The organism is Acinetobacter sp. CY73, assembly GCF_059515865.1.
The window spans coordinates 57,536-82,648 of the sequence record NZ_JCAKMZ010000012.1; the positions used below are offsets into that span (position 1 = coordinate 57,536).

Annotated in this window: 23 protein-coding genes and 1 pseudogene; 18 read left to right on the plus strand and 6 right to left on the minus strand. The window is 40.0% G+C overall.

Going from position 1 to position 25,113, the window contains the following annotated elements; all coding sequences use genetic code 11:
• The 8 genes from infB to AC5YD2_RS07765 all read left to right on the plus strand — a co-directional run bounded on the left by infB (position 1) and on the right by AC5YD2_RS07765 (position 9,223).
• Entirely contained in the window at positions 1 to 2,703 is a 2,703-nt protein-coding gene (gene infB / locus AC5YD2_RS07730; RefSeq protein WP_496125771.1) for a translation initiation factor IF-2, read from the plus strand.
• Positions 2,703 to 3,110 (plus strand): ribosome-binding factor A, encoded by a 408-nt coding sequence (locus AC5YD2_RS07735; protein WP_496125772.1) that lies wholly within the window; start codon positions 2,703 to 2,705, stop codon positions 3,108 to 3,110. The genes infB and AC5YD2_RS07735 overlap by 1 nt, the downstream gene beginning before the upstream one ends.
• Positions 3,111 to 3,208: 98 nt before the next feature.
• Positions 3,209 to 4,033: a tetratricopeptide repeat protein gene (locus AC5YD2_RS07740; protein WP_496125773.1), complete on the plus strand. Its 825-nt coding sequence runs from the start codon at positions 3,209 to 3,211 to the stop codon at positions 4,031 to 4,033.
• A 112-nt stretch (positions 4,034 to 4,145) separates the two neighbouring features.
• Positions 4,146 to 4,736 carry a LemA family protein gene (locus AC5YD2_RS07745; protein ID WP_496125774.1) on the plus strand — a complete coding sequence of 197 codons (591 nt, stop codon included), beginning with the start codon at positions 4,146 to 4,148 and terminating at the stop codon, positions 4,734 to 4,736.
• Positions 4,737 to 4,817: 81 nt separating this feature from the next.
• Positions 4,818 to 5,906: a TPM domain-containing protein gene (locus AC5YD2_RS07750; RefSeq protein ID WP_496125775.1), complete on the plus strand. Its 1,089-nt coding sequence runs from the start codon at positions 4,818 to 4,820 to the stop codon at positions 5,904 to 5,906.
• On the plus strand, positions 5,900 to 6,460 hold the full coding sequence (locus tag AC5YD2_RS07755) for a TPM domain-containing protein (RefSeq protein WP_496125776.1): 561 nt from the start codon (positions 5,900 to 5,902) through the stop codon (positions 6,458 to 6,460). The genes AC5YD2_RS07750 and AC5YD2_RS07755 overlap by 7 nt, the downstream gene beginning before the upstream one ends.
• 200 nt (positions 6,461 to 6,660) lie before the next feature.
• A complete protein-coding gene (locus AC5YD2_RS07760) occupies positions 6,661 to 7,152 on the plus strand; it encodes a pilin (protein WP_496125777.1) in 492 nt (163 codons plus the stop codon).
• A 562-nt stretch (positions 7,153 to 7,714) separates the two neighbouring features.
• On the plus strand, positions 7,715 to 9,223 hold the full coding sequence (locus AC5YD2_RS07765; RefSeq protein ID WP_496125795.1) for a PglL family O-oligosaccharyltransferase: 1,509 nt from the start codon (positions 7,715 to 7,717) through the stop codon (positions 9,221 to 9,223).
• Positions 9,224 to 9,331: 108 nt separating this feature from the next.
• On the opposite strand, the gene bfr is transcribed toward AC5YD2_RS07765, so the two are convergent.
• The 6 genes from bfr to gmk form a co-directional block, all read right to left on the minus strand.
• Entirely contained in the window at positions 9,332 to 9,796 is a 465-nt protein-coding gene (bfr, locus tag AC5YD2_RS07770) for a heteropolymeric bacterioferritin subunit Bfr (RefSeq protein ID WP_496125796.1), read from the minus strand.
• 308 nt (positions 9,797 to 10,104) lie between these two features.
• Complete coding sequence (locus AC5YD2_RS07775; protein WP_496125778.1) at positions 10,105 to 10,299, minus strand: bacterioferritin-associated ferredoxin; 195 nt, start codon at positions 10,297 to 10,299, stop codon at positions 10,105 to 10,107.
• A gap of 227 nt (positions 10,300 to 10,526) precedes the next feature.
• Complete coding sequence (locus AC5YD2_RS07780; protein ID WP_496125779.1) at positions 10,527 to 10,913, minus strand: RidA family protein; 387 nt, start codon at positions 10,911 to 10,913, stop codon at positions 10,527 to 10,529.
• 117 nt (positions 10,914 to 11,030) lie between these two features.
• On the minus strand, positions 11,031 to 13,133 hold the full coding sequence (locus AC5YD2_RS07785; protein WP_496125780.1) for a RelA/SpoT family protein: 2,103 nt from the start codon (positions 13,131 to 13,133) through the stop codon (positions 11,031 to 11,033).
• Between the two features lie 202 nt (positions 13,134 to 13,335).
• A complete protein-coding gene (gene rpoZ, locus AC5YD2_RS07790; RefSeq protein WP_496125781.1) occupies positions 13,336 to 13,617 on the minus strand; it encodes a DNA-directed RNA polymerase subunit omega in 282 nt (93 codons plus the stop codon).
• Positions 13,618 to 13,692: 75 nt separating this feature from the next.
• On the minus strand, positions 13,693 to 14,313 hold the full coding sequence (gene gmk, locus AC5YD2_RS07795; protein WP_496125782.1) for a guanylate kinase: 621 nt from the start codon (positions 14,311 to 14,313) through the stop codon (positions 13,693 to 13,695).
• A gap of 134 nt (positions 14,314 to 14,447) precedes the next feature.
• Here gmk and ispH point away from each other — a divergent pair, with 134 nt between their 5' ends.
• The 10 genes and pseudogenes from ispH (at position 14,448) to AC5YD2_RS07845 (ending at position 25,090) form a co-directional block, all read left to right on the plus strand.
• Complete coding sequence (ispH, locus tag AC5YD2_RS07800; protein WP_496125783.1) at positions 14,448 to 15,398, plus strand: 4-hydroxy-3-methylbut-2-enyl diphosphate reductase; 951 nt, start codon at positions 14,448 to 14,450, stop codon at positions 15,396 to 15,398.
• Positions 15,399 to 15,551: 153 nt separating this feature from the next.
• Positions 15,552 to 15,989, plus strand: coding sequence for a pilus assembly FimT family protein (locus tag AC5YD2_RS07805; protein ID WP_496125784.1), 438 nt, complete (start codon positions 15,552 to 15,554; stop codon positions 15,987 to 15,989).
• Entirely contained in the window at positions 15,983 to 16,492 is a 510-nt protein-coding gene (gene pilV / locus AC5YD2_RS07810; RefSeq protein ID WP_496125785.1) for a type IV pilus modification protein PilV, read from the plus strand. The genes AC5YD2_RS07805 and pilV overlap by 7 nt, the downstream gene beginning before the upstream one ends.
• Positions 16,493 to 16,494: 2 nt before the next feature.
• Positions 16,495 to 17,568 carry a PilW family protein gene (locus AC5YD2_RS07815; RefSeq protein ID WP_496125786.1) on the plus strand — a complete coding sequence of 358 codons (1,074 nt, stop codon included), beginning with the start codon at positions 16,495 to 16,497 and terminating at the stop codon, positions 17,566 to 17,568.
• Complete coding sequence (locus AC5YD2_RS07820) at positions 17,565 to 18,329, plus strand: pilus assembly PilX family protein (RefSeq protein WP_496125787.1); 765 nt, start codon at positions 17,565 to 17,567, stop codon at positions 18,327 to 18,329. The genes AC5YD2_RS07815 and AC5YD2_RS07820 overlap by 4 nt, the downstream gene beginning before the upstream one ends.
• Before the next feature lie 17 nt (positions 18,330 to 18,346).
• A complete protein-coding gene (locus tag AC5YD2_RS07825; RefSeq protein ID WP_496125788.1) occupies positions 18,347 to 22,207 on the plus strand; it encodes a PilC/PilY family type IV pilus protein in 3,861 nt (1,286 codons plus the stop codon).
• Between the two features lie 9 nt (positions 22,208 to 22,216).
• Positions 22,217 to 22,684, plus strand: coding sequence for a type IV pilin protein (locus AC5YD2_RS07830; protein WP_496125789.1), 468 nt, complete (start codon positions 22,217 to 22,219; stop codon positions 22,682 to 22,684).
• Positions 22,678 to 23,136 carry a type IV pilin protein gene (locus tag AC5YD2_RS07835; RefSeq protein WP_496125790.1) on the plus strand — a complete coding sequence of 153 codons (459 nt, stop codon included), beginning with the start codon at positions 22,678 to 22,680 and terminating at the stop codon, positions 23,134 to 23,136. The genes AC5YD2_RS07830 and AC5YD2_RS07835 overlap by 7 nt, the downstream gene beginning before the upstream one ends.
• Before the next feature lie 114 nt (positions 23,137 to 23,250).
• Positions 23,251 to 24,183, plus strand: a pseudogene (locus tag AC5YD2_RS07840) (IS5 family transposase).
• 529 nt (positions 24,184 to 24,712) lie between these two features.
• Positions 24,713 to 25,090: an IS630 transposase-related protein gene (locus AC5YD2_RS07845; protein ID WP_496125791.1), complete on the plus strand. Its 378-nt coding sequence runs from the start codon at positions 24,713 to 24,715 to the stop codon at positions 25,088 to 25,090.
• Positions 25,091 to 25,113: the final 23 nt, after the last annotated feature.

The following is a 25,113-nucleotide window of genomic DNA, read 5'->3' on the forward strand; positions in this document are numbered from 1 at the left end:
ATGACGGATAAGTCAATTCAAGAGTTAGCAGTCAGTGTCGGTCTTCCAGTTGAAAAACTATTAGATCAGGTCCGAGAAGCAGGATTGCCTCAGGCGAAGGCAGAAGACACAATCTCGATTGAACAGCAAGACCGCCTTGTTTCACACTTGAAAAAAGTGCATGGACAAGACAACGGCAGCGCAGGAAAAATCACGTTGAAACGTAAAACAACCAGTACTGCAAAAGTTGCAAGTACTTCAGGTAAAGCTAAAACGATTAATGTAGAAGTTCGCAAGAAGCACACATTTACAAAGCCAGACCCTGAACAAATTAAAGCAGAAGCTTTGGCTAAAGCTGCTGCTGATACACAAGTAAAAGTTGAGAACAAGGCATCTACACCTGTAGAAACCAAGCCTGCTCAGCCTGTAAATAACGCAAGTGCAGCATTAAATGCGATGCGTGCTGCGCAAAACAAAGAAACTGCGAAACAAGAAGTTTCTAAGGCAGCCGTTGTTGTTAAACGTAAATCGACCAATAAGCCGATCGTTAAACAAGTCACCAAGCCGACTGAAACCGCTGAACAGAAAAAAGCGCGTGAAGCAGAAGCAGCTAAATTAAAAGCAGTGGAAGAAGCAGCACGTCGTAAATCAGCTGAAGAAGCACAACAGCGTACGCTTGAGCAAATGCGTCAAATGGCAACCAAGTATTCAAATGAAGATACGACGGCAACCATTCGTGTGGTCGATGATTCTCCATTGGCAGCTGGTCTTGTAGGTCAGGCGTATGAAGACTCATTTGCAAAAGAAGACCGTGATATTAAGCGTGGTGCGAATACACCAACGACACGTGCACCGAAAAAAGGTGGACGTCGTGGTCAAGAAGAGCAAAGTTTTAGCAAACAGCCTAAACGTGGTTTGAAAACAAGTTCTTCAAATAAACATGGCTTTGAAAAACCAGTTAAAAAACAAGTATATGATGTTGAAATTGGTGAAACTATTGTTGTTGCTGATTTGGCAGCGAAAATGGCAATCAAGGTTCGCGAAGTGATTAAATCACTCATGAAAATGGGTGAGCTCGTTACACAGAACCAAGCTATTGAACAAGATATTGCTGCACTTGTAGTTGAAGAAATGGGTCATAACCCAGTTCGTGTGTCTGATACTCAAGCAGAAGATAACTTGCTTGAAGCGGCTGAAGAAGCGCGTGGTGCTCAGTCAACTCGTGCGCCAGTGGTTACGATCATGGGTCACGTTGACCATGGTAAAACATCACTTCTTGACCGTATTCGTCGTGCGAAAGTTGCACAAGGCGAAGCAGGTGGTATTACACAACATATTGGTGCTTACCACGTGACCACGGATAAGGGAATGATTACTTTCCTTGATACTCCGGGACATGCGGCATTTACTGCTATGCGTTCACGTGGTGCGAAAGCAACTGATATCGTTGTTTTAGTTGTGGCAGCAGATGATGGTGTAATGCCACAAACTGCAGAAGCAATTGATCATGCTCGTGCTGCGGGTACGCCGATCATTGTTGCAATCAACAAAATGGATAAAGAATCTGCTGATCCAGATCGCGTATTGAACGAATTGACTGTAAAAGAAATCGTACCTGAACAATGGGGCGGTGACGTTCCAGTGGCAATGGTTTCTGCGCACTCTGGTCAAGGTATTGATGAACTTCTTGATTTGATTTCAATCCAAGCTGAATTGTTAGAATTGAAAGCATCTGAAGAAGGTGCGGCTCAAGGTGTTGTTATTGAAGCGCGTGTAGACAACAGCCGTGGTGCGGTAACGTCTATTCTTGTTCAAAACGGTACATTGAAAGTAGGTGATTTGGTTCTTGCTGGTGCATCTTACGGTCGCGTACGTGCAATGACAGATGAAAACGGTAAACGTATTCAATCTGCAGGTCCTTCGATTCCAGTAGAAATCTTAGGTCTTCCAGAAGCGCCAATGGCGGGTGATGAAGTTCTTGTTGTAAGCGACGAGAAAAAAGCACGTGAAGTTGCCGATGCACGTATGGATCGTGAACGTCAAAAACGTCTTGAGCGTCAATCTGCAATGCGTCTTGAGAACATCATGGCGTCTATGGGCAAGAAAGATGTGCCGATTGTGAACGTTGTATTGAAAACTGACGTACGTGGTACGTTGGAAGCTTTACATGTTGCGCTTGCTGACCTTGCAACTGATGAAGTGAAAGTTCGTATCATTGGTTCGGGTGTAGGTGCAATCACTGAGTCTGACGTAACACTGGCTGAATCTTCAGAAGCGGTACTTCTAGGCTTTAACGTACGTGCGGACAACACTGCGCGTCAAAAAGCGGATGCGGATAGTATCGACATTCGTTACTACTCAATCATTTACCAATTGATTGATGACGTGAAAGCAGCAATGAGCGGTAAGCTTGCTCCTGAGCATCGTGAGACGATCCTCGGTGTTGCACAAGTACGTGAAGTATTCCACTCAAGTAAATTCGGTGCGGCTGCGGGCTGTATGGTACTTGAAGGTATGTTGTACCGTAACAAACCGATTCGCGTATTACGTGATGACGTGGTTGTATTCCAAGGTGAGCTTGAGTCTCTTCGTCGCTACAAAGAAGTGGTTGAAGAAGTTCGTGCGGGTATGGAATGTGGTCTTGCGGTTAAAGGTTATAAAGACATCAAAGCACTTGATAAAATCGAAGTGTACGATGTTCAATTGATTAAACGGAGTCTTTAATGGCGGGTAGTCAACGTCTTAAGCGTATGGCTGATACAGTTCAGAGAGAACTCTCTGAACTGATTCGTCAAGAGCTCAAAGATCCGCGCTTAGGTGGTCTAGTGACCATCTCTGCGGTGAAAGTGAGTCCAGATTTGGGTTACGCAGAAGTTTACGTGACTGTAATGGGTCGTGAACTGGGTGATGAGCAAAACGAAGAGGCAAACAAAGAAACACTTGATGTGTTAAATAAAGCATCAGGTTTCTTACGCCATGAGTTGAGCCGTCAAATCAAAACACGTATTACACCGCGTTTGCGTTTCCACTATGACAAAACCAATGCATATGGTAACTACATGTTTGGTCTGATTGCTGAAGCAGTGAAGGATTTACCTCCAACTGATGAAGCGCAAGAAGACAACAAATAAAGTAAGCGTTCGCTTAAGTCAAAAGTCACCTAAGGGTGGCTTTTTTTATGGGTTAATTTATAATTTTGAAAATTACAAATAATGATAAATCCTTAAATATGAATACAAGAACCATAATATTGTCTTTGATGTTGTTATTTACAGTGCCTGTTTCACATGCTTGTATCAATACTTACGCTTTTGATTTAGGCAGAGAGGGTTTAGATGAACAAAGTGCCAAAGCAGAATTGAAAAATTTAGATAAAAAGTTCAAGACACACCAAGAGCTTAATGATTATGGTGTGATGCTGATTTACGCACGTCAATATGAAGATGCTATTGAGGTTTTTAAAGGAATAGAAAAATCGCACCCTTTGCTTGCAAAAACGGCAGCTAATTTAGGTACCGTTTATGAGTTAAATGGTGATGTGGAGAAAGCTAAATATTGGATTAATCAAGGTATTAAACGTGATCCACATATTCATGAAAAGAGTGAATGGATTCATCTTAAAATTTTAGATGCACAATTAGAACAACTGAAAAACCCGAATTGGATAAAAAACAACGATGTACTTGGACTTGATTTTGGCTATAAAGCTGCACCTAGAGCCAAAGTGAAAACACTTGAATTTAAGAATCAAATGTTGAGTTTAGAAGATATTTTAGAGCACAGTAAAGTTCAAATGGATCAGCGCTTAAGATTTGTGAACCATGATCCTATTAGTGCTCAAATTATATTTAACATGGCGAATATAGAGACAGTATTACTCAGTGGCGATGAGGATGATGTATGGAGTTTATATGAGCTTGCAGATTCAGTAGGATTTGTAGACAAAGCGCTGATTGAGCAACGTATCCACTATATTCGAGATTCGAAATGGTATGCTTTTAAACGTATGGTCGTTGAAATGAAAGTTGCGCTGATGAATTTATTCAAAGGATAGCCATCTATAGACTGAAATGGTTGAGGTAAAGAAAAAAAACAATTCTTCCTTCAAATCAGTTTAAAATGATTTTTATATGAACAAATACAAATAAATAATGAGGATGAACTGAATGAAAATGTTAAAAATGACCATGGTTTCAATTGCACTCGCAAGCACACTCACACTGTCAGGTTGTGGCTATAATACTTTACAAGCCAAAGATGAGTCAGTCATTGGTGCATGGTCAGAAGTCCAAAACCAATATCAACGTCGAGCAGACCTTGTTCCAAATTTAGTCAATGTCGTGAAAGGCTATGCCAAGCATGAAGAGCAAGTATTGACTGAAGTGACGCAAGCACGTGCCAATGTTGCAGGTTTGAAAGTCGATAAAGAAGTATTAGAAAATCCTGAACTGTTTAAAAAATATCAAGAAGCGCAGTCTCAAATGACAAGTGCATTGTCACGCTTACTAGCAGTGACAGAAAACTATCCAGATTTGAAAGCCAATGAACAGTTCCGTGATCTACAAGTACAACTTGAAGGCACTGAAAACCGTATTGCGGTTGCACGTAATCGTTATATCTCAACTGTTCAAGATTACAACACTTATGTGCGTCAGTTCCCTCAAGCCATGACAGCCAAAGTGATTGGTATGGATACCAAAGAAAACTTCAGTGCTGAATCTAGTGCTCAAAAGGCACCGACTGTGTCATTCAATTAATATGAATGGATCAACTTCAAATCTGGGTCAAATTCGCTTCAATGCTGTATTTGATCCAGTATGAAAGACTGAGGAACATCTATGCTTGATCGGCACGTCATGAGAACTTTAAAAAAGCTGAATGCGATTATCGTTATGAGCCTTGTATTGCTTGCGGGGGTTTCTACGTCAGTGGTCAATGCTGAAACAGCAACGGCGATAGATCAAGAAGAAGCGCTGGTTCTTAAAAAGATCATTCAACCTGATCAGCAACAACAAGCAAACACAACGCAAAAACATACAGATCAAGCCACAGCAAATCAAAATTCTACAAGTACCGTTACTGTTGCCAATGATATGGCGGATGGTGAATCTATTCGTGCATTACCGACCTTAAATGCGCCTGTGATTGATCAAGCCAACATATTAACTGTCAATGAAAAAGCTGTTTTAGACAGCCAAATCCGAAATTTATACGAGCAGGGCAAAGGTCAAATTGGCATTGTGATTATGCCAACAACAGGTCAAGAAAATATTTTTGACTTTGCGATGCGTACAGCAGAACAATGGAAACTAGGTTCTGCCAAGCAAGATAATGGTTTACTGATTGCGGTTGCAATTAATGATCGACGTTTACACATTGCCACTGGATACGGCTTGGAAGGCGTGATTCCAGACATTATCGCTAATCGTATTATTCGTGAGCAGATCACACCTTATTTTAAAGCCAATCAATATGGACAAGGTTTGATTTCAGGCGTGACTGAGATTGAGCGAATATTAAATCTAGATCCTGAAATTGCACAAAAAGCAGCACAAGATTTAAAGGATCGTCAAGAAGTGGCAGTCAAAGAGCAACAAGCGAAAGATCAAACGTTAAGTGCGGTGTTCTTTATATTAATCGCAGGTATTGTAGCTTCATTTATTATTGGTAATCGACTGAGTGCATCGGTTGCAGGGGTGACTGCTTTTGCTGCCAGTATGATCTTTGGCTCAGGTATTATCATGAGCTTGATCTTTGGGGTTGGTATTTTCTTTTTACTCTTTACCTCAATTGCTCAACTACTCTTTCAAGCATTTTTATCAGGCGCAGGTCGTGGTGGAAGCGGTGGTGGTGGATTTGGTGGCGGTGGTGGTTTTAGCGGTGGCGGTGGTGGATTTGGTGGGGGAGGAGCATCAGGCTCATGGTAACAAAGACAGAAACAACTGAAATTATTACTGAACCAAAGTTACAACAGGGTGTTGCTCCAAGTTTAAAGCGCTGGTTTAAACATTTCTTTTATATGCCTGCATCTAAACGCTATTTCACCAAACAAGATCAAACCAAGATTGCGCAAGCAGTAAAAGAGGCTGAGCATGGTCATGTTGGCGAGATTCAAGTGGTGATCGAGGGGTATATCCCCAGTGGTGTTGCTTATAGGCAGGACACGCGGTTACGCGCAAGACAGCTTTTTGCTGAACTGGGTGTTTGGGATACGGCATATAATAGTGGTGTGTTACTTTATCTGAACTTGTGTGAGCAAGTGGTCGAGATTGTGATTGATCGTGGCATTGATCAAGCCACTGAACAGCATGAATGGCAAGCGATCTGTGATCATATGGTGGAACAGTTGAAAGCCAAGAATTATACCCAAGGGGTGATCCAGGGTGTAGTTGAAATTGGTCAAATATTAGATCGGTTCTATGATGATCGAATGGAAGACTCAGAAAATGAATTAGGCAATGCGCCCATTATATTGAACTAAAAAGTATGGAAACTGACAAAAAATGTCAGTTTTTTACTTAAAATTACATATAAAAACATAATGTAAAATAAATATTGAAAAGCTCATCACAAAAATTAGAATAGGCATTAACAAAGTTAGCAATGAAACATCTAAGACACATAATTTGCTAATTTAAATCAAACAAAAAGCTATTTTAGATTTTTCTTGGGAGAAAAGTTATGAACGCTCAAAAAGGTTTTACCCTTATTGAATTAATGATCGTTGTTGCGATTATCGGTATTTTGGCTGCTATTGCGATTCCGCAATATCAAAACTATGTAACTAAATCACAAGTAACTCGTGTTGTAGGTGAAACTGGTAATTTGAAAACATTGGTTGATATGTGTTTAACAGATACAGCCGAATGTGCGTTCAATATTCCTAAATCATCTTTATTAAAAGAAACTACTGGTACTCCAGCTCAAACTGTAGCTGCACCAGGTAAGAAAGCTTCGGATGGTAACGGAGATACTCCTATTATTGCTTGTACCGCCGCTACAGGTGCTTGTACGATAACTGCTACGTTTGGTACTGCTGCTGGTAGTGTTATTCAGGGTAAAACAGTGACTTGGAGTCGTGCAGCAGATGCTGATGGTGGTTCTTGGTCATGTGCAACTCAAGCAGATAAAAAATATTCTGGTAATGCTTGTGTAGGTACTGAAACTGAATAATCTTCATAATAATTAATATTATGAATCAGATTATGAAGAAACTTCAAAAAAGACTCGGACTTTTGTACTGAGTCTTTTTTTATGCGACAATATAAAATGAAAAAACTTTTATAAAAACTGTGTTTTGTTAATATTTCATAAAATTAACCAAATAAATATGAAAGCACCAGTGCTTGAGTTTCATTTTTTCTAAGTTTAAATTTTATTAACTTAATAATTCTGATATTTTCTTATAGAAATCGTAATTTGCTTCAATCAAATTTACCGGTAATAAATTTGGTAAATTTTGAATAATTTATTACAAGTTATTTATAAATGTGAATACTAATTTTTTATTGCATTCCTAAACTTTCACTTGAAGAAGAGTAAATAGCAAACTTCGAATTAATTATAGACCAGAATTAAGCGTATAATCAGTTTATTAATTCTATTTAAATTGTTTATGAAAGCATTTTTTTTTATATTTTCAATTCTTTTCTTTTTTGTTGCATGGCTCATCCCATTCCATAAGACACCTTGGCCCACATTCTCCTCTGAAATTTTAACATTTCTTTCGGCATCAGTGTTGCTATTAAGTTTCTATAATCAAAAAATAGTCATTCCTAGACCGCAACTGCTTGCCATACCATTACTGAGTATTCCACTGCTACAGTTGGCAAGTGGGCAAATACTGTATGCATCCAATGCTATCTTATGCTTTGCCTATATCCTGATGTTTTGGTGCATGGTCATTGCGGGCTTCAATTTATCAAAAGATACGAAACAGCGAGAAAAAGTATTTTCTATTTTTTCTATAATGGTTTTGATCGTCGGTCTAATTTCTAGTGTTATCGCGATTTGTCAGTGGCTGAATGTTCATGGCTACTTTTCACCGTGGATGTACACCTTTAAAGGTAATCGGCCTTATGCTAACTTGGCACAGCCAAATAATTTAGCAACTTTATTGACGGTAGCATTGTTAGCATGTCTATATTTTTATGAAAAAAAATGGATCAAGAATATCTACTTGGTGCCTTATGCTCTCATCTTGATGTTTAGTATTGCCTTAACCCAATCACGCACGTCTTGGGTGGTGTGTTTATTTGTTTTAATTTATCTAGGTATTAAACAATTTAACAAAAACCAACGACTTGGCTTCTTAAAATTGTCGGGGTGGGTTGCGATATTTGTATTAATGATTGCTAATCTTCCATTTATTCATCAATTGATTGCAGACCTGTTTGGCTTAAAAATGGTAGAAACAGCCTCTGTAGTAGAACGAGCGTCATCAGGTTATCTTAGATTGGACATGTGGCAACAGCAGTGGATCGCTTTGTTGCAACAGCCTTGGTTAGGCTACGGTTGGAATCAAACGGGCATGGCGCAAATGGCTGCGTTCGATGCCCATCCTTCGCATGAATGGTATAAAAGCGCTCACAATATCATTTTTGATCTATTGATTTGGAATGGTGCGATCATTGGTGGATTGATTGTTGTGTATTTAACGGCTTGGCTATTTTGGTTAAATAAAGGGGTTAAAGATACCGTCTCGATTATTGCGACCTTAATGGTCTGTGCAATTTTGATTCATGGTCTGTTGGAGTTTCCACTGCATTATGCCTATTTCTTATTACCTGCTGGATTCTTGTTAGGTGTGATTCAAGCACAATATAAAAACTTACCTACGATTCAAATTAGTTCAAAAATAACCTCGGTAATTGCAATTGTATGTATTGTCGGTTGTGTAGTTTCTGTTCGAGATTATTTTTTGTATAAAGAACAAAGTAGTATTGCGAGTCTTAAAACACCTTTGACTACGTCGCAACAACAAGTGATGGATAAGGATATTATTTTACTGACGCAATTCAAAGAGCGTATTTGGTGGATTCAACTTAATCCAAAGACTCAAATGAACGATGCACAGCTCGTGCATATAGAGCGTATGGTTGCCAATATGGCAGCTAAATATGATTTATATAAGCATGCTCAAATATTGGTATTTAACGGAAAAGAGCAACAAGCAAGACAGCAGCTTTGGGTATTGGAAACGCTACATGGACAAAAGCGCGCTTATGAAGACCTTTTAAAATAAAGTGAATCAAGCACTTTTAGAAAGTGTTGATCTTTTTAAAAAGTGAATCGCAATAAAAATCCCCATTATGGTGTACATAGCGGGGATTTTTATTGCTCAATTTGAAACTTAAATTTGGCTTTGAATATAGTTTTCAATACCAACGCTTTCAATCAAATCGATTTGAGTGGTTGTCCAATCTAAGAATTCTTCTTCTTTCTCTAAAATTTCTCGCAATAAATCACGGGTCACATAATCCAGAGTCTGTTCCGCAAGTTTGACCGCAGATTGAATAGCTTCGATATTTTCTTTGACTTTACGCACGTCGCAATTTAAAACTTCAGCCGTGTGTTGGCCAATATAAAGTTTACCGAGATGTTGTAAGTTGGGTAGACCTTCTAAAAATAAAATACGCTCTATGACTTTATCTGCATGTTTCATTTGGCGGATTGACTCTTTGTATTCAGCAGAGCCTAGCTTTTCGATTCCCCAATCATTAAACATGCGTGAATGTAGGAAGTATTGATTGATCGCGGTTAAGTGGTGATACAACACTTGATTCAGTTGGTGAATAACGTCACGGTTGCCTTTCATTGTTCTTGCTCCAAAATCATCTTGTGCCTTATCAAGGCAATCCATAAGGATCATCTTACATGATCTAGAGGGATACTGACGAGTGATTTATAGAACAGCAAATGAAAATCGCAATCAAATCCACTTGGGATTACTATCTATCAAGTTCGAAAATGAACATGGGAAAAATTAATATGGATAGTTCAATAAAAAAATAACCCCGCTTGAGTCAAAGCGGGGGGAGAAATTTTTTTCAGCGTATTATTGTTATTCGGTATTATGTTTTGGTGTTGTATTTTTAGTTTCGACAATCAAAAACTAGTTTGGCTTTAAGCGGCAATCGAAATTCGAGCAGCGATTAATGATAGCTCTTCGTTGATAATACTTTTCGCTTCAGGAGCACAGCGCCCACAGCACGTGCCTAAATCTAATAGCTCACGAACTTCACGATAAGTCTCAGCACCATTTGCCATGGCATCTTTAATATCTTGATCTGTAATACCACGACATAAGCAAACGTACATTTTTGTAGAACCACAATGTTAAATGCGATAACTAATATTATTGATAATTATTATCGTTTGTCAATGAAATTCATTTAAATTCTCATTGATAGTGATTGGGTTTTTGAATAAAAAGATACCACCTTATCGGTGGTATCTTTTAAATATCTGTATCTATTTGAATTAAAAATAGATATATAAAATTTAATTTATTGTAAATTCAATTTAATTCAATTCATGCTGCTTGCTTATGATTTAGTGATGATGACTACACCATCCATTTCAACCAAAGCACTTTTCGGTAGACTTGCAACACCCAAAGCTGCACGAGCTGGATAAGGTTGAGCAAAGTATTCGCCCATGATTTGGTTAACCAATTGAAAGTTTGAAAGATCAGTGAGGAAGATATTTAGCTTTGCAATATCAGCCAGCGACCCACCCGCAGCTTCACATACTGCTTTTAAATTATCAAAAACACGACGAATTTGAGCTTCGATGCCTTCAACCAATTCCATGCTATACGGATCTAAACCGATCTGACCCGATAGATAAAGCGTTTCACCGACGAGAATCGCTTGAGAGTAAGTACCAATCGCAGCAGGCGCATTTTCAGTATGAATCACTTGGCGGGACATCAATTTCTCCTTTATTTCATCTCATTTCATCATAAAGGATCAAAACGTTTCGTCAAACATTAAAGTGACTTAATTTAGTCATTTTGATTAAGCTACTGTATTCAGTTGAATATAGGATTAGCCAGCTTTTGAAACTTCAGGTACAGCCAATGGCATAAGCTGGCGTGATATACGTGGAAAACCGAATTGCATACGTAATTCACGAATAATTTGCGCAATTTGCTGACGGTTGTGTACCACAATATCTAAATAGGTTTTTGATTCGTATTTACGGACAGACTCGATCCCAATTTTTGCTTTTCGGCAAATGTAGATCAGTTCAGACACCTGTTCATCATTTAAAACAATATCGATCCGAAGGTAAGCATTAAAGTTAATCTCTGCTTCCTCCTCATCGTTCCACTGTAGTGGCATGATGTTTTCAGGGTGTAAATGTTGCTCATGCAATAAGTTATGACAACGCGAACGATGCACAATCAAACCACGACGGGATAAATGCCCTTGAATAGGATCGCCTAACACAGGGTTGCAGCAATGTGCATATTTTACATCGACGCCGTCTGTGCCTAAAATCAGACGAGAACTTTGGTTTTGATCGGTTTGATCTTGGGAAAAGAGGTGATTTGCAACCAATTGAGGCAATAAGTCGCCTACAGCGATTTGTTCATATAAATCGTTTCGATTTTGGATATGACGCCATTGTAAAAGCTCATGCCAATCCGCTGGACTCAAATCTTTTACGGATAAATTAAATAGCTTCAAAGCACGATTCAGGGCTTGTTGACCGACTAATCGCTGCTCCTCAATATCTTGTTCTTTCAATATGTTTTGGATGGAGCGACGGGCTTTTTGAGTATTAATGAAACTTAACCAATCTGGATTAGGTGAAGCAAGAACATCGGTGATCACTTCAATCACTTGCCCACTGGTAAGCGGGGTCGATAAAGGTTTTGTTTCACCATTAATCTTTACGCCGACCGCATGGTTGCCCAAAAACAAACTGGCAGAATAGGCAAAATCAACTGCGGTCGCACCTTGTGGTAACTCGTGAAGTTGACCATGCGGGGTGTACACCCAAATTTTGTCTTGATGTAAATAATCCAAAAGATCACTAAAGGTCGTCTTCGCACAATCACCACCGACCAAGGTGTTTAGGTTTTTCATGGATGCTTGAATGGCAGAACGACAGGTTTGAGGTGCATTTTCACCCAGAACAACACCGAAACGAGCTGCTTTACGCATCAACTCTGTTTGAATGGTGAGTGATAATGTGGTTTTTTCACCTTTTAAGCGAAGCATCAGCGATTGATTGCCACCAGGAAGAGGATAGCGAATATGATCTTGGAAGCTCAAGACTTGGAAGTTTTCCTTTAAAATATCAACCAAGCGGTCACAGTCTGCGATGCTTTGTAAAATAATTTCAAAGGCATGACTATGTGTTAATTCTTGCAGATCAATTTCATTTTTAACAAAGTGGCGGATCAGCTCAATATTGTTATTTTTCTTTTTAATTCGACCTGGAACGCTAAATTCGACGAGGAGTTGATTGAGGTTGATCTCCCAAGTCGTTTGATATTTACAACGTTCAGGTTTTGTCTGTAAGAGCGCTTCTTGGACATTATTAAACATGTCCAAATCTAAGTTTTGATAACACAGATGCTCAAGGTTATCTGCCATTTCATTCATACCCACCAAACGCGCCATCGGTACAAAAATATCAAAGGTTTCTTGAGCGATGCGTGCACGTTTATCTGGGCGTAATGATTCAAGTGTGGTCATATTATGATAGCGATCTGCTAATTTAATAATAATGACACGTGGGTCTTGTAGAGTCGCCTGCAATATTTTTCGAAATGAAGCTGCTTTGTTATATTCTTTATCGCTTGAATGGCTCAGTTTGGTCACACCATCAACTAACTCAGCAACGGTCTTGCCAAATTTCTCAGTGATGTCTTGTTTGTTGAAATCAGTATCTTCAATGACATCATGCAGCAGTGCCGCCATTAATGTTTCGGCGTCTAAACGCATGTGCGCTAAAATACAACTGACTGCAATGGGGTGTAAAATATATGGCTCACCACTTTTTCGGGTAACACCATCATGTGCAATATCGGCATAATCGCAGGCAAGCAAAACCCTCTCGACATCAGCTTCAGATAAATATGCGTCGATAATGATTTTCAGTTGTTGCTTGGCTTCGCTGACCATTGGGCCTGGCATATTGCACCTTTTGTATTACAGAATTAACAAAAAATAAAGACATGTATTCATCAATCAGCATATCGCGTGGATTGTCAATTTGCTATTAAATAACTCATCTATTTATTTAACAAATTTTTCGGTTCTTGTCGATTGATTCTCTTAAAAAAAGACAATAAAAAAGCCCAGTAAAAATACTGAGCTCAATTATATAAATTAAAACTTACTGGAAAGAAAATCCGTCTAAGTTCAAGCTGTTAGCAGATAAAGCAAGATCTAAACTTGAAGTTTGATAATCTTGATCACGATGCTTAAGAATATCTTTGCTTACATGACCTTCAGCAATTTCACGCAATGCGACAACAGTCGGTTTATCGTTATCCCATTCAACAGTAGGTTCGATACCTTGACGAGCAAGTTGACGCGCGCGTTTGCTTGCCACTAGTACAAGCTCAAAGCGGTTGTCTACATGGTCTAAACAATCTTCAACGGTTACGCGTGCCATAAGAATTCTCGTTTGTGTGTAAAATTTTAACAGACTGAACAGTATAAATGCCTTCGTCTATAGACTCAAGTTTAATCAACGTTTCGGTGTAATTAATTTTTGAATCAGTTCTTGGTGACGGACTGCTTGCTGGGATAAAGCAAGGCGATTTGCATTAATCACCGATTCAAGATCGTGCAAAGCTTTATTAAAGTCATCATTTAAAATAATGTAATCGAAATTGACGTATTGCTGCATATCTTCAACCGCACAGCTTAATCGGTGTTCAATCACATCCACCGCATCAGTACCACGATTAGATAAACGTTGACGTAAATCAAACTGTGTAGGCGGCAATATAAAAATTTGTTTTGATTCAGGAAATAGTTTGCGAACTTGTTCGGCACCTTGCCAATCAATTTCAAGTAAAACGTCATGTCCTTTGGAGAGTTGCTTCTGCACAGTCTCTTGAGAAGTACCGTAGTAATTCCCAAAAACTTCAGCATATTCAATAAAACCACCTTGATTCACTTGCTCTAAAAAAACTTCTTTAGACGTGAAGTGGTAATGTACACCTTCAAGTTCACCAGGACGTTGTCCGCGAGTCGTATGTGAAACAGAAACGTGTAAGTTGCTTACGCGCTCAAGTAGGGCTTTTACTAGTGATGTTTTGCCTGTTCCAGATGCAGCAGAAACGACAAACAAGAGACCCGACATGATATTTTTCCTGATATGATAAAATATCTTCTCTATTTTAGAGTAGACGGGTTTCAAACAAAATAGCTATTCGCACATTTGTTTGCAAATTTATTGTGAATCGTCCGAAAAATTAAGTGAGCATCGAGGATCCTATGGAAATTGTATTGGCGAATCCACGTGGTTTTTGCGCAGGGGTAGATCGTGCCATTGCGATTGTAAATCGCGCGCTTGAAACTTTTAGTCCACCGATCTATGTTCGCCATGAAGTAGTACACAATAAATTTGTTGTCGACGACCTACGCCAGCGTGGCGCAATTTTTGTTGAAGAGCTTGATGAAGTACCCGATGATAATATTGTCATTTTCAGTGCACATGGTGTATCTAAAGCCGTTCAAATAGAAGCGCAGCGCCGTGGTTTAAAAGTCTTCGATGCAACGTGTCCTTTGGTGACCAAGGTGCATATTGAGGTCACTAAATATGCGCGTGAAGGTGTTGAGGCAATCTTGATCGGCCACGAAGGGCATCCAGAAGTTGAAGGGACTATGGGTCAGTATGATCTCAAAAATGGTGGTTCAATTTACTTGGTTGAAGATGAAGATGATGTTCGGGCTTTAGCTGTAAATAACCCTGAAAAACTCGCTTTTGTGACTCAAACGACTTTATCTATAGATGATACTGCAAAAGTGATTGATGCATTGCGTCAAAAATTCCCTGCGATTCAAGGTCCTCGTAAAGATGATATTTGTTATGCAACGCAGAATCGACAAGATGCTGTACGCGATTTAGCAAGTCAGTGTGATGTGGTTTTAGTTGTAGGCTCGCCAAACTCATCGAATTCCAATCGTTTACGTGAGTTAGCAGAACGAATGGGTAAGCATGCTTACCTCGTTGATAATGCAGATGAGTTACAACAGCAATGGTTTGCAAATATTGCAACAGTGGGTGTCACTGCTGGTGCTTCAGCACCTGAGATTTTAATTAAACAAGTATTACAGCGTTTACAAGATTGGGGGGCGAGTGTGCCTCAGGAATTGGCAGGCAGAGAAGAAAATATTACCTTTAGTTTGCCTAAAGAATTGAGGATACAAGTAACGCAAGTTTAATAAATAAAGCTTTAAAAACTTGAAGAGGACGAAGTCATGCGTTAAAAGTGTGACTTTGTCCTCTTTTTTACGCCTTTTGTCCAAACATTTTTGTTTTTGTCGTCATAAAGGGTTATTTTTGTAATGTAAAAAATAATTACAAAAGCGATCCATATGAAAAATATCCAATGGGGTTTCACTTTAATTGAACTGATGGTGGTCATTGCTATTATTGCAATTGTTACCTCGATCGCAGCACCTAGTTTTGCTCAGCAGATTGAAAACCATAAATTTAATAATGAAATTAGGGATGTCCTTACCTTAATGGCTGAGGCTCGTACTCAAGCGATTACCTTAAAAAAAGATGTCAAAGTTCACTTCTCAAAAAAAATAACAGATCAAAATAATGAGACCAATTTGTATTGGTCGGGTCAAAGTGCGCAGATCACTGCCGTGGATCATATTGAATTCGATATGTGGGGTCGGGTGAAGCAACGTCCCGTAAATGGCTGCATTGCCATTACGCACAAATCCGATACCCGCTTTAGTAAGGTATTGACCGTCAATGTTTTAGGTTCCTTGAATGCCGCTCAGGAGAACGCTACATGCTAACTGCTGCGCATAAAAAACAACAAGGGGTCGGGCTGATTGAGATATTGGTCGCTTTGCTGTTGTTGGCTGTGGCAGTACTGGGTTATGTTGCTCTGCAATATCGTTCTTTAGATGCCACTGTCGAGGGCGGTTCACGCGTGGAAGCAATAGCTTTGGCACGCGACTTGGCAGAACGAATTCGGGTAAACCGCAACGCGTTCAATGTATATACGACTCAATTAAAAACCGCAGACGCACAAACCCAATATAAAACTGATTGCGAAAAGACCAATTGTAGCGAAACAGATATGGCCGATTTTGATGTGGCTCAAGTGGTGACCAAGGCCAATGTTTTAGGCATGAGTATGAACATTATGCAATGCCCTAAAAATGAAAATAGCCTGAATTGTATTTATGTGGCGTGGGGAGACACCAGTCCAACTAATGGTGATGGTGTAGGGGATTGTACCAAGGACAATGCTTATCACAGATCATCGACATGCATTATTATGGAGACATATTAATCATGAATAAACAGGCAGGTCTAACCCTGATCGAGTTGATGCTTGCAATGGCTTTAGGACTTTTGGTATCTGCTTCCGCGATTTTAATGTTGTGGACGGGGCAAAAAAGTTTCTCCATGCAACAAGGCTTGGCCAATCTGCAAGACAATGCAAATTTCGGTTTAAATTATGTGACCAAAGATATTCGCTTGGCCAATTTAAATAACCAGAAGTCTGAAATCACTGATCAAACTGCTTTTGGTGGAATTGTTTTGACTTCATCTGTCAATGCTAAAAAAGACACCACAGTAAATCCAGCCGTTGCTTTAAGTAATTTGAATCAATCCATTGTGGGTGACACAGCTGCAGTGAACTTATTGTCTCGCAGCCATGGTCATGCGGTTGGCACATCGACGCAGTGGACGGGTGCTTCCAATGTCAATGATGCGACTGCCAAGTCAGCCCTTCATAGTGATCAGTTGGTGATCCAATATATTCCGCAATATATTTTAGATGATAAAGGTACTGCAAGTCAGGATGATGATGAGCTTGTGGGTGGCTTTGACTGTGAAGGAACTGCCTTAAATTTTCCTGTAATTCAAAAACCTACGAGTAATATCTTTGGTGAACAAGTGATTGTTCAGCGCTATTTTTTAAGAGCGAATAATCAACAAGCCAATGAGCCAAATACTGGTTTAGGCTTGGTATGTGATGCAGGTCTTTATGCCCGAAATGGTGACCCTACTGCCATTAGCAATTATGGAGACAATGGTGAAATCATTATGCCGCGGGTCGATCATTTCCGAGTGTTGCTAAGCATTCAAACCCTCACAAATACTCGACGTTATATATCAATTAAAGACTATATGGATTTGGCTGAACCCAGACCACGTATTGTTGCGTTGCAAATGGGTGTATTGGCAAGATCGCTTGATCATATAGGAGGCGACTCAGTCATTAAAAATGATCAAACTTATAAAGTATTAGATCAAAATGTAGTGCTTAAAACCGATCAAAATAAACAGAACAAATACTTAAGAAAAGTGATCACACAAAATGTAGCGTTACGCAATGCGATTGGGGAGAGAGGACGATGAAACAACATCAACAGGGTGCCACGCTCATCGTTGTACTGTTTGTACTCTTAATTCTTACTATCATCGGCACTGTTGCGATTCGACAAAGCTCAATAGTGTTAAAGGTTGCAACAAGCAGCCAAGCTCAACAGTTGTTGACTCAAAATACAGATGCGACTTTTTATAATGTGGAAAATCTAGATAATTTTATCCAAAGTTTAAGCGCAATGGGGATGTTTAAGTATACCAACAACGCTAAAGATATTGATAAAGAACTGGTCTTTTGCTTCAGAGGCGATCAAAAGCAATTCTTTAACATCGGTCGTGCCTCAATCATTGCTTGGGAGGAAGGTAAAACTGAACCGACCAATTCATCTATGGGTAAGGATGGTTTTTGTGATGCCAAAGATACCAGCAAAAACTTTTTTACCAGTACCCGTCGTGTAGTGATGACCCAAGTGGCGGTAAAGTTTTCGACGGTTAATTCGGGTACACCGTTTAGTGATCGACAGCGGGGAACAGATACTAAACAAAGTCAGTCTGAAGAAGCAAAGCGAGTCAAAGTATTTTCGGTCTCTGTGATGCCGACGCTATCGAGCGCGAGTCGTGATGATATTAATCTGTGTCTTCAAAATAGAATGAGCGAAGTCACCATTCCTCAAGGTACAACAGTTGCGTCAGATAGTGCTGCACGTCAAAGCGTAACCACCTGCTTAACAGGGTTAAATGTGCCGTTTACGACGCATGTCACTGAATACACAATTACTCCAGAATATTCTTAATGGGGTTGGGCTAAAATATGATGACTCAATTAAAAAATAAAAAAATGCTACATTCCTTTCCTAAAGCGCTTTTGGTCACACAGCTTTCGCTACTGTGTAGTGGGCTAATGTTATCCGCTTCGGTGAATTCAAGCGATATTGATATTTATCAAAAAGCTAAGGAGGGTGACCGAACTTTAATGTTCATGATTGATGTGTCTACGTCAATGGATCGGTCTGCCGATACTAGCGTTGGATCAGGCTATGCATGTGACTTGCCAACTTCGGTTAAAGACACCTCTAGCGCGCAAAAAGAATTAAAGCAGATTAGTCATGGATCGAATCAAGTCTTTAAAACAACATTGGAGCGGGTATATTGCTTGGGGAGTGATAACCTTAAATATTACGATCGAATCACTCGCGTTAAAGATGCAATGATCGATGTGTTGCTGGGGAATACAGATAAAAAAGTCACTGCCTTAGATGGCAAATATATTATTGGCTTATCAACGCTAGGTTCTGCAAAAGTGAATGGCGGTACGGTACTGGTGCCTGCAAGAGCTCTGAATACAATTATTGATGCTGCAACAGGTAAAACTCACCGAGATTTGATGGTAGAAGAAGTGGCAAAGCTCAAAGGGGTGTCAGCCACCCCGACTGCAAGGTCTTATGCTGAAGTTGCGGCTTATTTATTAGGTACCAATACCAATGCTCGGTCATTGATGCGTACTTATTATCAGAGTATGGGCAATAGAGAGATTCTTTTGGGGTTGGACCCATGGATCTGTAAAACTCCCTTAACCAATACAGCAAATGATTATCGGACATATACAGCGACAGATGGGCATCTAAAAGGTCAACAAGTTGATATCGCATGGTGTCAAGATGCGCCAACTACTTTATGGTCACCTATTTTACAAACCAATCCTCGTTTAGTGCGTCTAGCCTATTCAACAACACGCGAATTATGGTTTGATCCTACGGAAAGACAAAGAAATGTGATTGCGACGATTTCTGGCTTTCCATATTCTGTGGACGCTGCAAAAATAGCGGACAAAAGCAAATATCTAAATCCGAGCTCAATCAATAAGCAATTAAATTATTCAAGCAGTGATAAGTCATGTAATGGTCAAGCCATTTATATGTTGACCGATGGTGAGCCGAATAACGGCAGAGACAGTCTTACACTTATGCAATCTGCTTTAGGAGACAATAGTTCAGAAATTAGTTGTAGTGATTCCGAATCAGGTTCTGAATGTAGCTTAAAGATGGCAGAAATTCTAGCCAACCCAAATCGTAACCCTTCTAAAGTCGCCATCAAAACAGCTATGGTTGGATTTGGTAATGATTTCAACGGCATTCCATCTTCTGTAAAAACCGAAGCGGGCGTAGACGCTGTAACTGGAGTAAGTGAAAGCGTCAAAAACGCTGCAAAATTGGGGATACGTGGCCAAGGTGGATGGTATTCAGGAAATAAATCTGAAGATATTGTATCGAGTATTCAAGCGCTGATCGACTCTATCTCAGAGGATATTCCTTCGGTCACCACCGGCGCACCAACGGTTGCCAAAGACTCTTTAAATCCTGCGGTGATTCAGCCGGTAGCATATTACCCACAGTTCCAACCCACTCCTGATCAAAACTATCAGTTATGGATTGGTAATCTCAAAAAATACAATATTGGCGATGATGGACAGTTAAAAGACAAAAACAACAATGAAATTTTAGATGCAAATGGAAATCTGATCGACAACTTTGACCTGTGGTCAAAAGCAGTTGATCCCGCAGTTCAAGGGGCAGAAGAAAACATCCTAGGCAGTCGCAAATTCTCTTTGAAGGGTGGGGTGTGGTCAAAATTAAATTTAAAACTAAATGGCAGCAATGTCGAAAATCGTAAGGTATTGACCAATCGCGTCGTAAGCTCAACCGATGCCAATCGTTTTATTGGAGGAACCACTCTACGTCAAGTGCGGGTCAGTGATTTAAATGGGGCAGATTCAAAATATACGACAGATCCCAATAGAGGCTATCTGATTTCACTGTTAGGCTACACTTTAAATAAAAACATCCCTAGTTCAGCGGAACTTACCGCTGCGCCAGAACTGAGACAAATCGGTGCAGTCATGCATTCATCGCCTATTCTACTGACCAATAAAGGTACTGTGGAATACGATATAAGCTCGAAAAGCATCATTTCCAAAGATCGTGAAGACTATGTGCTGTTTGGTACCACCCAAGGTGTCCTGCATGTAGTGAACGAAAAGACTGGAGAAGAAAAATTTGCATTTGTACCGAATGAAATGGTCGAAAATCAAAAAGAAGCCTTTTTGACCCCCGATCAAAGCAACGCTGGAACAGATCAACTGTTTTACGGGATAGATGGTCCATGGACTGCCTATACCGAATATGTGGTGGCAAGCACTGACGGGTTAACCGTTACCAAAGGTAAGCAAGATCAAACAGGCAAGCAAATGGTGTACGGTGGCTTGCGCATGGGGGGGCGTAGTTATTACGCGCTAGACCTTGCCAATATGGATGAGCCTAAGTTGCAATTTCATATCTCGCCTGCAGATCAAAAAGTCTATTACAACGGTAGCAGTAAATCATTTACACAGCTTCAATACATGGGACAAAGTTGGTCTAAACCTGCGATAGGTTGGGTGAAATGGGGTTCAAGCCGAAAACGTGTGATGTTTGTGGGAGGTGGCTATGATGCAGGTGGAAGCGATGGAGATGCTCGTACCAATGGGGTAAAAGGTCAGTATGCCGGTTATGAAAGTGATACCTATGATCCAAGCTTTGCCCAAGGTGGTGGGGTGTATATGTTCGACGCTGAAAATGGTGACCTGTTATGGTGGGCGAGTAGTCAAGCCACCACCAGTGACAAGGCCGCCACCAGTGGCGTGATTGCAACTCAAGATCAGCAGCTAAAACATAGTGTGGTCAGTGAAATTAGACTAGAAGATCGAAACAGTGACGGTCTAACCGATCATTTATATTTCGGTGATTTAGGTGGACAAGTTTTTCGCATGGATATCAACAATAATGCGACAGCCATCGGTGGGTTTTTAAATAAATCACAGCGCATTCTCAATTTAAACTCAGGTGCGACCAGTCCACGTTTTTATGAAATGCCGTCTTTTTCAATCTATGACGCTGCTGGAAAATCATTTGCTGTAATCTCAATCGGCAGTGGTAATCGAAGTTTACCGTTACAAGAATATGCAGCGAATACCGCGGGTCGTGATTATGATGCGATTTACAATATTTTTGACAAAGACGTCACAGCACCGAGCCTATATGCCACTAATCATACTTTTGAGAATACGGCAGTTAAAACTGATTTGGTTGAACTTACACAACAAGATCGTATAGACAACACCGTCCCTAAAACCTCTTATGCATCAAGAGGATGGTATTTCAAGTTTCAAAATGGTGCAGCAATACAAAGCGCTAAAGTCATTTCCTCACCTATTGTCACCAACTATAGAATGTATGTCTCTACATTCGATGGCAGTAAGGCCGGCTTAGGCGGGGCATGTGGGGCAGGCGTTAAAGGCGAAAGTTTCTTGCAAACTTTTTGCATGCCTTTCGGTCAGTGCTTAAAAAGCACTTCTGGTACCAATGGAACGCCAGGAAATCCGGAGGAGGAATGTACAACAGGAGATGGATGCTCTATTGGCGTCGGTTTGCAAACCACCACTGTTGTGCCTGTGCCTAATTGTGAAGGGGAAAGCTGTGCAGGTGGTGGTTCAGCGCCCAAACCTTCACCCTCTGGGAATGCAAATTACTGTATAGATACAGGTGCAATTGGGCTTTCTCATAAAGATGGGGTGACGGGTAAAAATGCGACCAAAATGTGTCTGGTTCCACAGCGCTGGTATCCGGCATTTAAGTAGAGTCTTAGCATGAAAAAAATAAATTACCTAAGCTCTCAAGGTTTTACATTGATTGAGCTGATAATTGTGGTGGTCATTATGGCCATTCTTGCGGCAATTGCGATCCCAAGCTATGAGACCTATATACGTAAAAATTTGGAATCGACTGCAATGCAACAGGTTCAAACGGTTGCCAGTGAACTTGAGCGACATAAAGCACGAAATTTTAATTATTTGGGCTTTGCAACCGTTCCAGATCCTGTGGTATTGCCCAAAGGTTCAACGGGTGCAGAGATAAAGTTTAAGCTCAAAGTTTATGATGGCGATACCCCAAGCAAGTCCCTAAACGATACAGGGGCTGCAGGTCAAACATGGGTAATTCAAGCGCTATCTCAAGATGTAAAACTGCATAGTTTTGTGATCTCTAGCACGGGAAAGCGCTGTAAAAAATTAGGAACAAGCATCAGTTTAGATTGTAGTGGGGCAGAAACATGGTGAAAATGATAAAAGGCTTTACTTTGATTGAGCTGATGATTGTAGTGGCTATTATTGCGATATTGTCTGCGATTGCATATCCGTCGTATCAGGAATATGTACGAAAAACCAAACGAATTGAATCGCAAGCTGAGCTGATTGCTTTAGCAGGGCAGCTTCAGCGTTATAAAGTTGCAAATTTTTCTTTTCTAAAAATCGATGAAGGTAGTACAGAACCGATTACTTTGCAAGACCTAGGTCACAGCGCAATTTTACCAAGTTCAGGTGATGCTCTTTACGATGTCAGCTTAACAGATGTGACGGCAAATACATGGACCTTAATTGCCACACCTAAAATGAATACATCACAGACAATCGATGGTGCATTTAGCTTAAATCACCGAGATCAACGGTGTTGGGATAAGGGTAAATCGACGTGTATTTTGTCAGATACCTCTACATGGAATGATAATTAAAAGTGCAATCATATATAAAGCGGACCTAGAAATATGTCCGCTTTTTTTTTGATTTTAAAAGGCTTTGTTGCACAAACCTAGCATAGAAGGCTTATTGGGCAATATAATTTCAAAATGAATAAGCCTGTCCCTAAAATTTATCGTACAACCAATTGGTCCTCCTATATGAGCAGTATACTGCGAAGACTGATTAACCGAGGCAATATTTCCATTTGGTTTGATCCAAAGACTCAGTGGTATGCACAGTCACAAGGCAAACAAGGTCGAAATCAAATCTCTATTTCGACTCTCTTCACGTATGGTCACAGGTTTTGTTCAAAGTCTGATTAAACTTTGCGGATTAGGTTGGACAGCCCTAGATTACACGACGCTTTGTAGAAGACAAAAGCATATTGATATTGCGATTAGCTATCAAGAAAGTCGTGATGGACTTCCTTGCGCAGTACACTGCTCATCATGGACTCTACTGGTTTGAAGTTTCTAGGTGAAGGCGAATGGAAGTGTAAGAAACATGGGCCTGAATATCGTCGCCAGTGGCGTAAACTTCATATTGCTATATTCATATCGCTATAAATGCTGAAACCCTTCAAATACGTGCTGTACAACTCACCACAAATAATGTCAGTGATTCACAAGTACTCGAAGATTTACTTGCTCAAATTCCACTGGATGAGCAGAGTCATTCAGTCTATACAGATGGTGCTTATGACACAAAGCACTGCCGACAAGTCATTTTAAATCGAGATGCACATGCGACCATTCCACCAAGAAAGAATGCAAAGCCATGGAAAGATCAGCAAGCGAGGTCTATAGAGCGGAATGAGTTATTGAAAACAGTCAAACGGTTAGGAAGATCCCTTTGGAAAAAAGTGGTGTGGTTATCATCGTCGAAGTTGGGTGGAAACCAAGATGCATTGCATCAAATTATTGGGCGATACATTAATATCAAAGAGTTTCCCTAGTCAGGTGAACGAGATTCATGCAGGCGTAGCAGTACTCAACAGATTTACAGAATTAGGTCGCCCTCATACTCAAGTTGTGACTTAAATTTGGCTCACTTAGGTTAGCTCTGCCTCGCAAGCCTTTGTGCAACAAAGCCCTTTTAGACCCTATTATTTTTTGGGGGATTACCCAGGCAATTATTTAGCACTTGATTTAGCAGAAAAAATACTAAAACTACTGAAACGAGGACGTTTGAGATTGCACAAAATTTAGAACGATACAAGTGAAGAAATTTTAGTTATAGAGCATACTCACCCACAAATGTTGCCGTAGGTGATCCGGTCAAATACAACATTTCTATTTCAGGGATTGCAAGTGTTGATCAGGATGGAAAGGAACAAACTGCAAATTTAGCTGATAATGGCGCTGGTTGGGTGATGAGGGCTGAATCAGTTCATATTAAAAATCATACTTATTGGTTCAATAGTTTAGGTATGAAATGTAGAAACAAAATAGCATCAAAGGTGACTAATTTTGGCTATGGTAGTAAGGACGACGAAAATGAGAGTTGGTAAATAATATAGCTAAAAAACCAATATGAGCTACAATAGAAAAAACACTAAGATTTAGGATCATGCCAAAAACATATTCTGTCGATCTACGCGAAAAAGTCATGCAGTTTTATAAAGAATCACAGCATAAATCCAAAACGTGTGAACTATTTAATATTGCAAGAACCACCCTAGATGATTGGATCCTACTCGAACAGCAAACTGGTCAGCTCAAACAGCCTAAACCTCAAAATGCAGGACGCCCTTCGAGGATTCGAGATCTTCAAGCCTTTGAGCACTTCGTAAAAAATACACCGTTTACTCAGGCGAAAGATCTTGTCCCTCTGTTTGAACAACAATTCGGTTATACCGTTGGTTATCATGTCATTTTAAAAGCCCTTAATAAGATGGGATGGACGCGTAAAAAAAGAGTTTTCTTTACAGACAAGCCTGTAAATTAAGTCGTGCTGTATTTGAATGGTTC

Bases quoted from the DNA above. Each gene is read 5' to 3' on its own strand.
- infB (WP_496125771.1), top strand. From the start codon at position 1: ATGACGGATAAGTCAATTCAAGAGTTAGCAGTCAGTGTCGGTCTTCCA.
- AC5YD2_RS07845 (WP_496125791.1), top strand. From the start codon at position 24,713: ATGCCAAAAACATATTCTGTCGATCTACGCGAAAAAGTCATGCAGTTT.
- AC5YD2_RS07735 (WP_496125772.1), top strand. From the start codon at position 2,703: ATGGCGGGTAGTCAACGTCTTAAGCGTATGGCTGATACAGTTCAGAGA.
- AC5YD2_RS07780 (WP_496125779.1), bottom strand. From the start codon at position 10,913: ATGTCCCGCCAAGTGATTCATACTGAAAATGCGCCTGCTGCGATTGGT.
- bfr (WP_496125796.1), bottom strand. From the start codon at position 9,796: ATGAAAGGCAACCGTGACGTTATTCACCAACTGAATCAAGTGTTGTAT.
- AC5YD2_RS07815 (WP_496125786.1), top strand. From the start codon at position 16,495: ATGAATAAACAGGCAGGTCTAACCCTGATCGAGTTGATGCTTGCAATG.
- AC5YD2_RS07760 (WP_496125777.1), top strand. From the start codon at position 6,661: ATGAACGCTCAAAAAGGTTTTACCCTTATTGAATTAATGATCGTTGTT.
- ispH (WP_496125783.1), top strand. From the start codon at position 14,448: ATGGAAATTGTATTGGCGAATCCACGTGGTTTTTGCGCAGGGGTAGAT.
- AC5YD2_RS07820 (WP_496125787.1), top strand. From the start codon at position 17,565: ATGAAACAACATCAACAGGGTGCCACGCTCATCGTTGTACTGTTTGTA.
- AC5YD2_RS07750 (WP_496125775.1), top strand. From the start codon at position 4,818: ATGCTTGATCGGCACGTCATGAGAACTTTAAAAAAGCTGAATGCGATT.
- AC5YD2_RS07805 (WP_496125784.1), top strand. From the start codon at position 15,552: ATGAAAAATATCCAATGGGGTTTCACTTTAATTGAACTGATGGTGGTC.
- AC5YD2_RS07740 (WP_496125773.1), top strand. From the start codon at position 3,209: ATGAATACAAGAACCATAATATTGTCTTTGATGTTGTTATTTACAGTG.
- AC5YD2_RS07745 (WP_496125774.1), top strand. From the start codon at position 4,146: ATGAAAATGTTAAAAATGACCATGGTTTCAATTGCACTCGCAAGCACA.
- gmk (WP_496125782.1), bottom strand. From the start codon at position 14,313: ATGTCGGGTCTCTTGTTTGTCGTTTCTGCTGCATCTGGAACAGGCAAA.
- AC5YD2_RS07785 (WP_496125780.1), bottom strand. From the start codon at position 13,133: ATGCCAGGCCCAATGGTCAGCGAAGCCAAGCAACAACTGAAAATCATT.
- pilV (WP_496125785.1), top strand. From the start codon at position 15,983: ATGCTAACTGCTGCGCATAAAAAACAACAAGGGGTCGGGCTGATTGAG.
- AC5YD2_RS07830 (WP_496125789.1), top strand. From the start codon at position 22,217: ATGAAAAAAATAAATTACCTAAGCTCTCAAGGTTTTACATTGATTGAG.
- rpoZ (WP_496125781.1), bottom strand. From the start codon at position 13,617: ATGGCACGCGTAACCGTTGAAGATTGTTTAGACCATGTAGACAACCGC.
- AC5YD2_RS07775 (WP_496125778.1), bottom strand. From the start codon at position 10,299: ATGTACGTTTGCTTATGTCGTGGTATTACAGATCAAGATATTAAAGAT.
- AC5YD2_RS07755 (WP_496125776.1), top strand. From the start codon at position 5,900: ATGGTAACAAAGACAGAAACAACTGAAATTATTACTGAACCAAAGTTA.
- AC5YD2_RS07825 (WP_496125788.1), top strand. From the start codon at position 18,347: ATGATGACTCAATTAAAAAATAAAAAAATGCTACATTCCTTTCCTAAA.
- AC5YD2_RS07835 (WP_496125790.1), top strand. From the start codon at position 22,678: ATGGTGAAAATGATAAAAGGCTTTACTTTGATTGAGCTGATGATTGTA.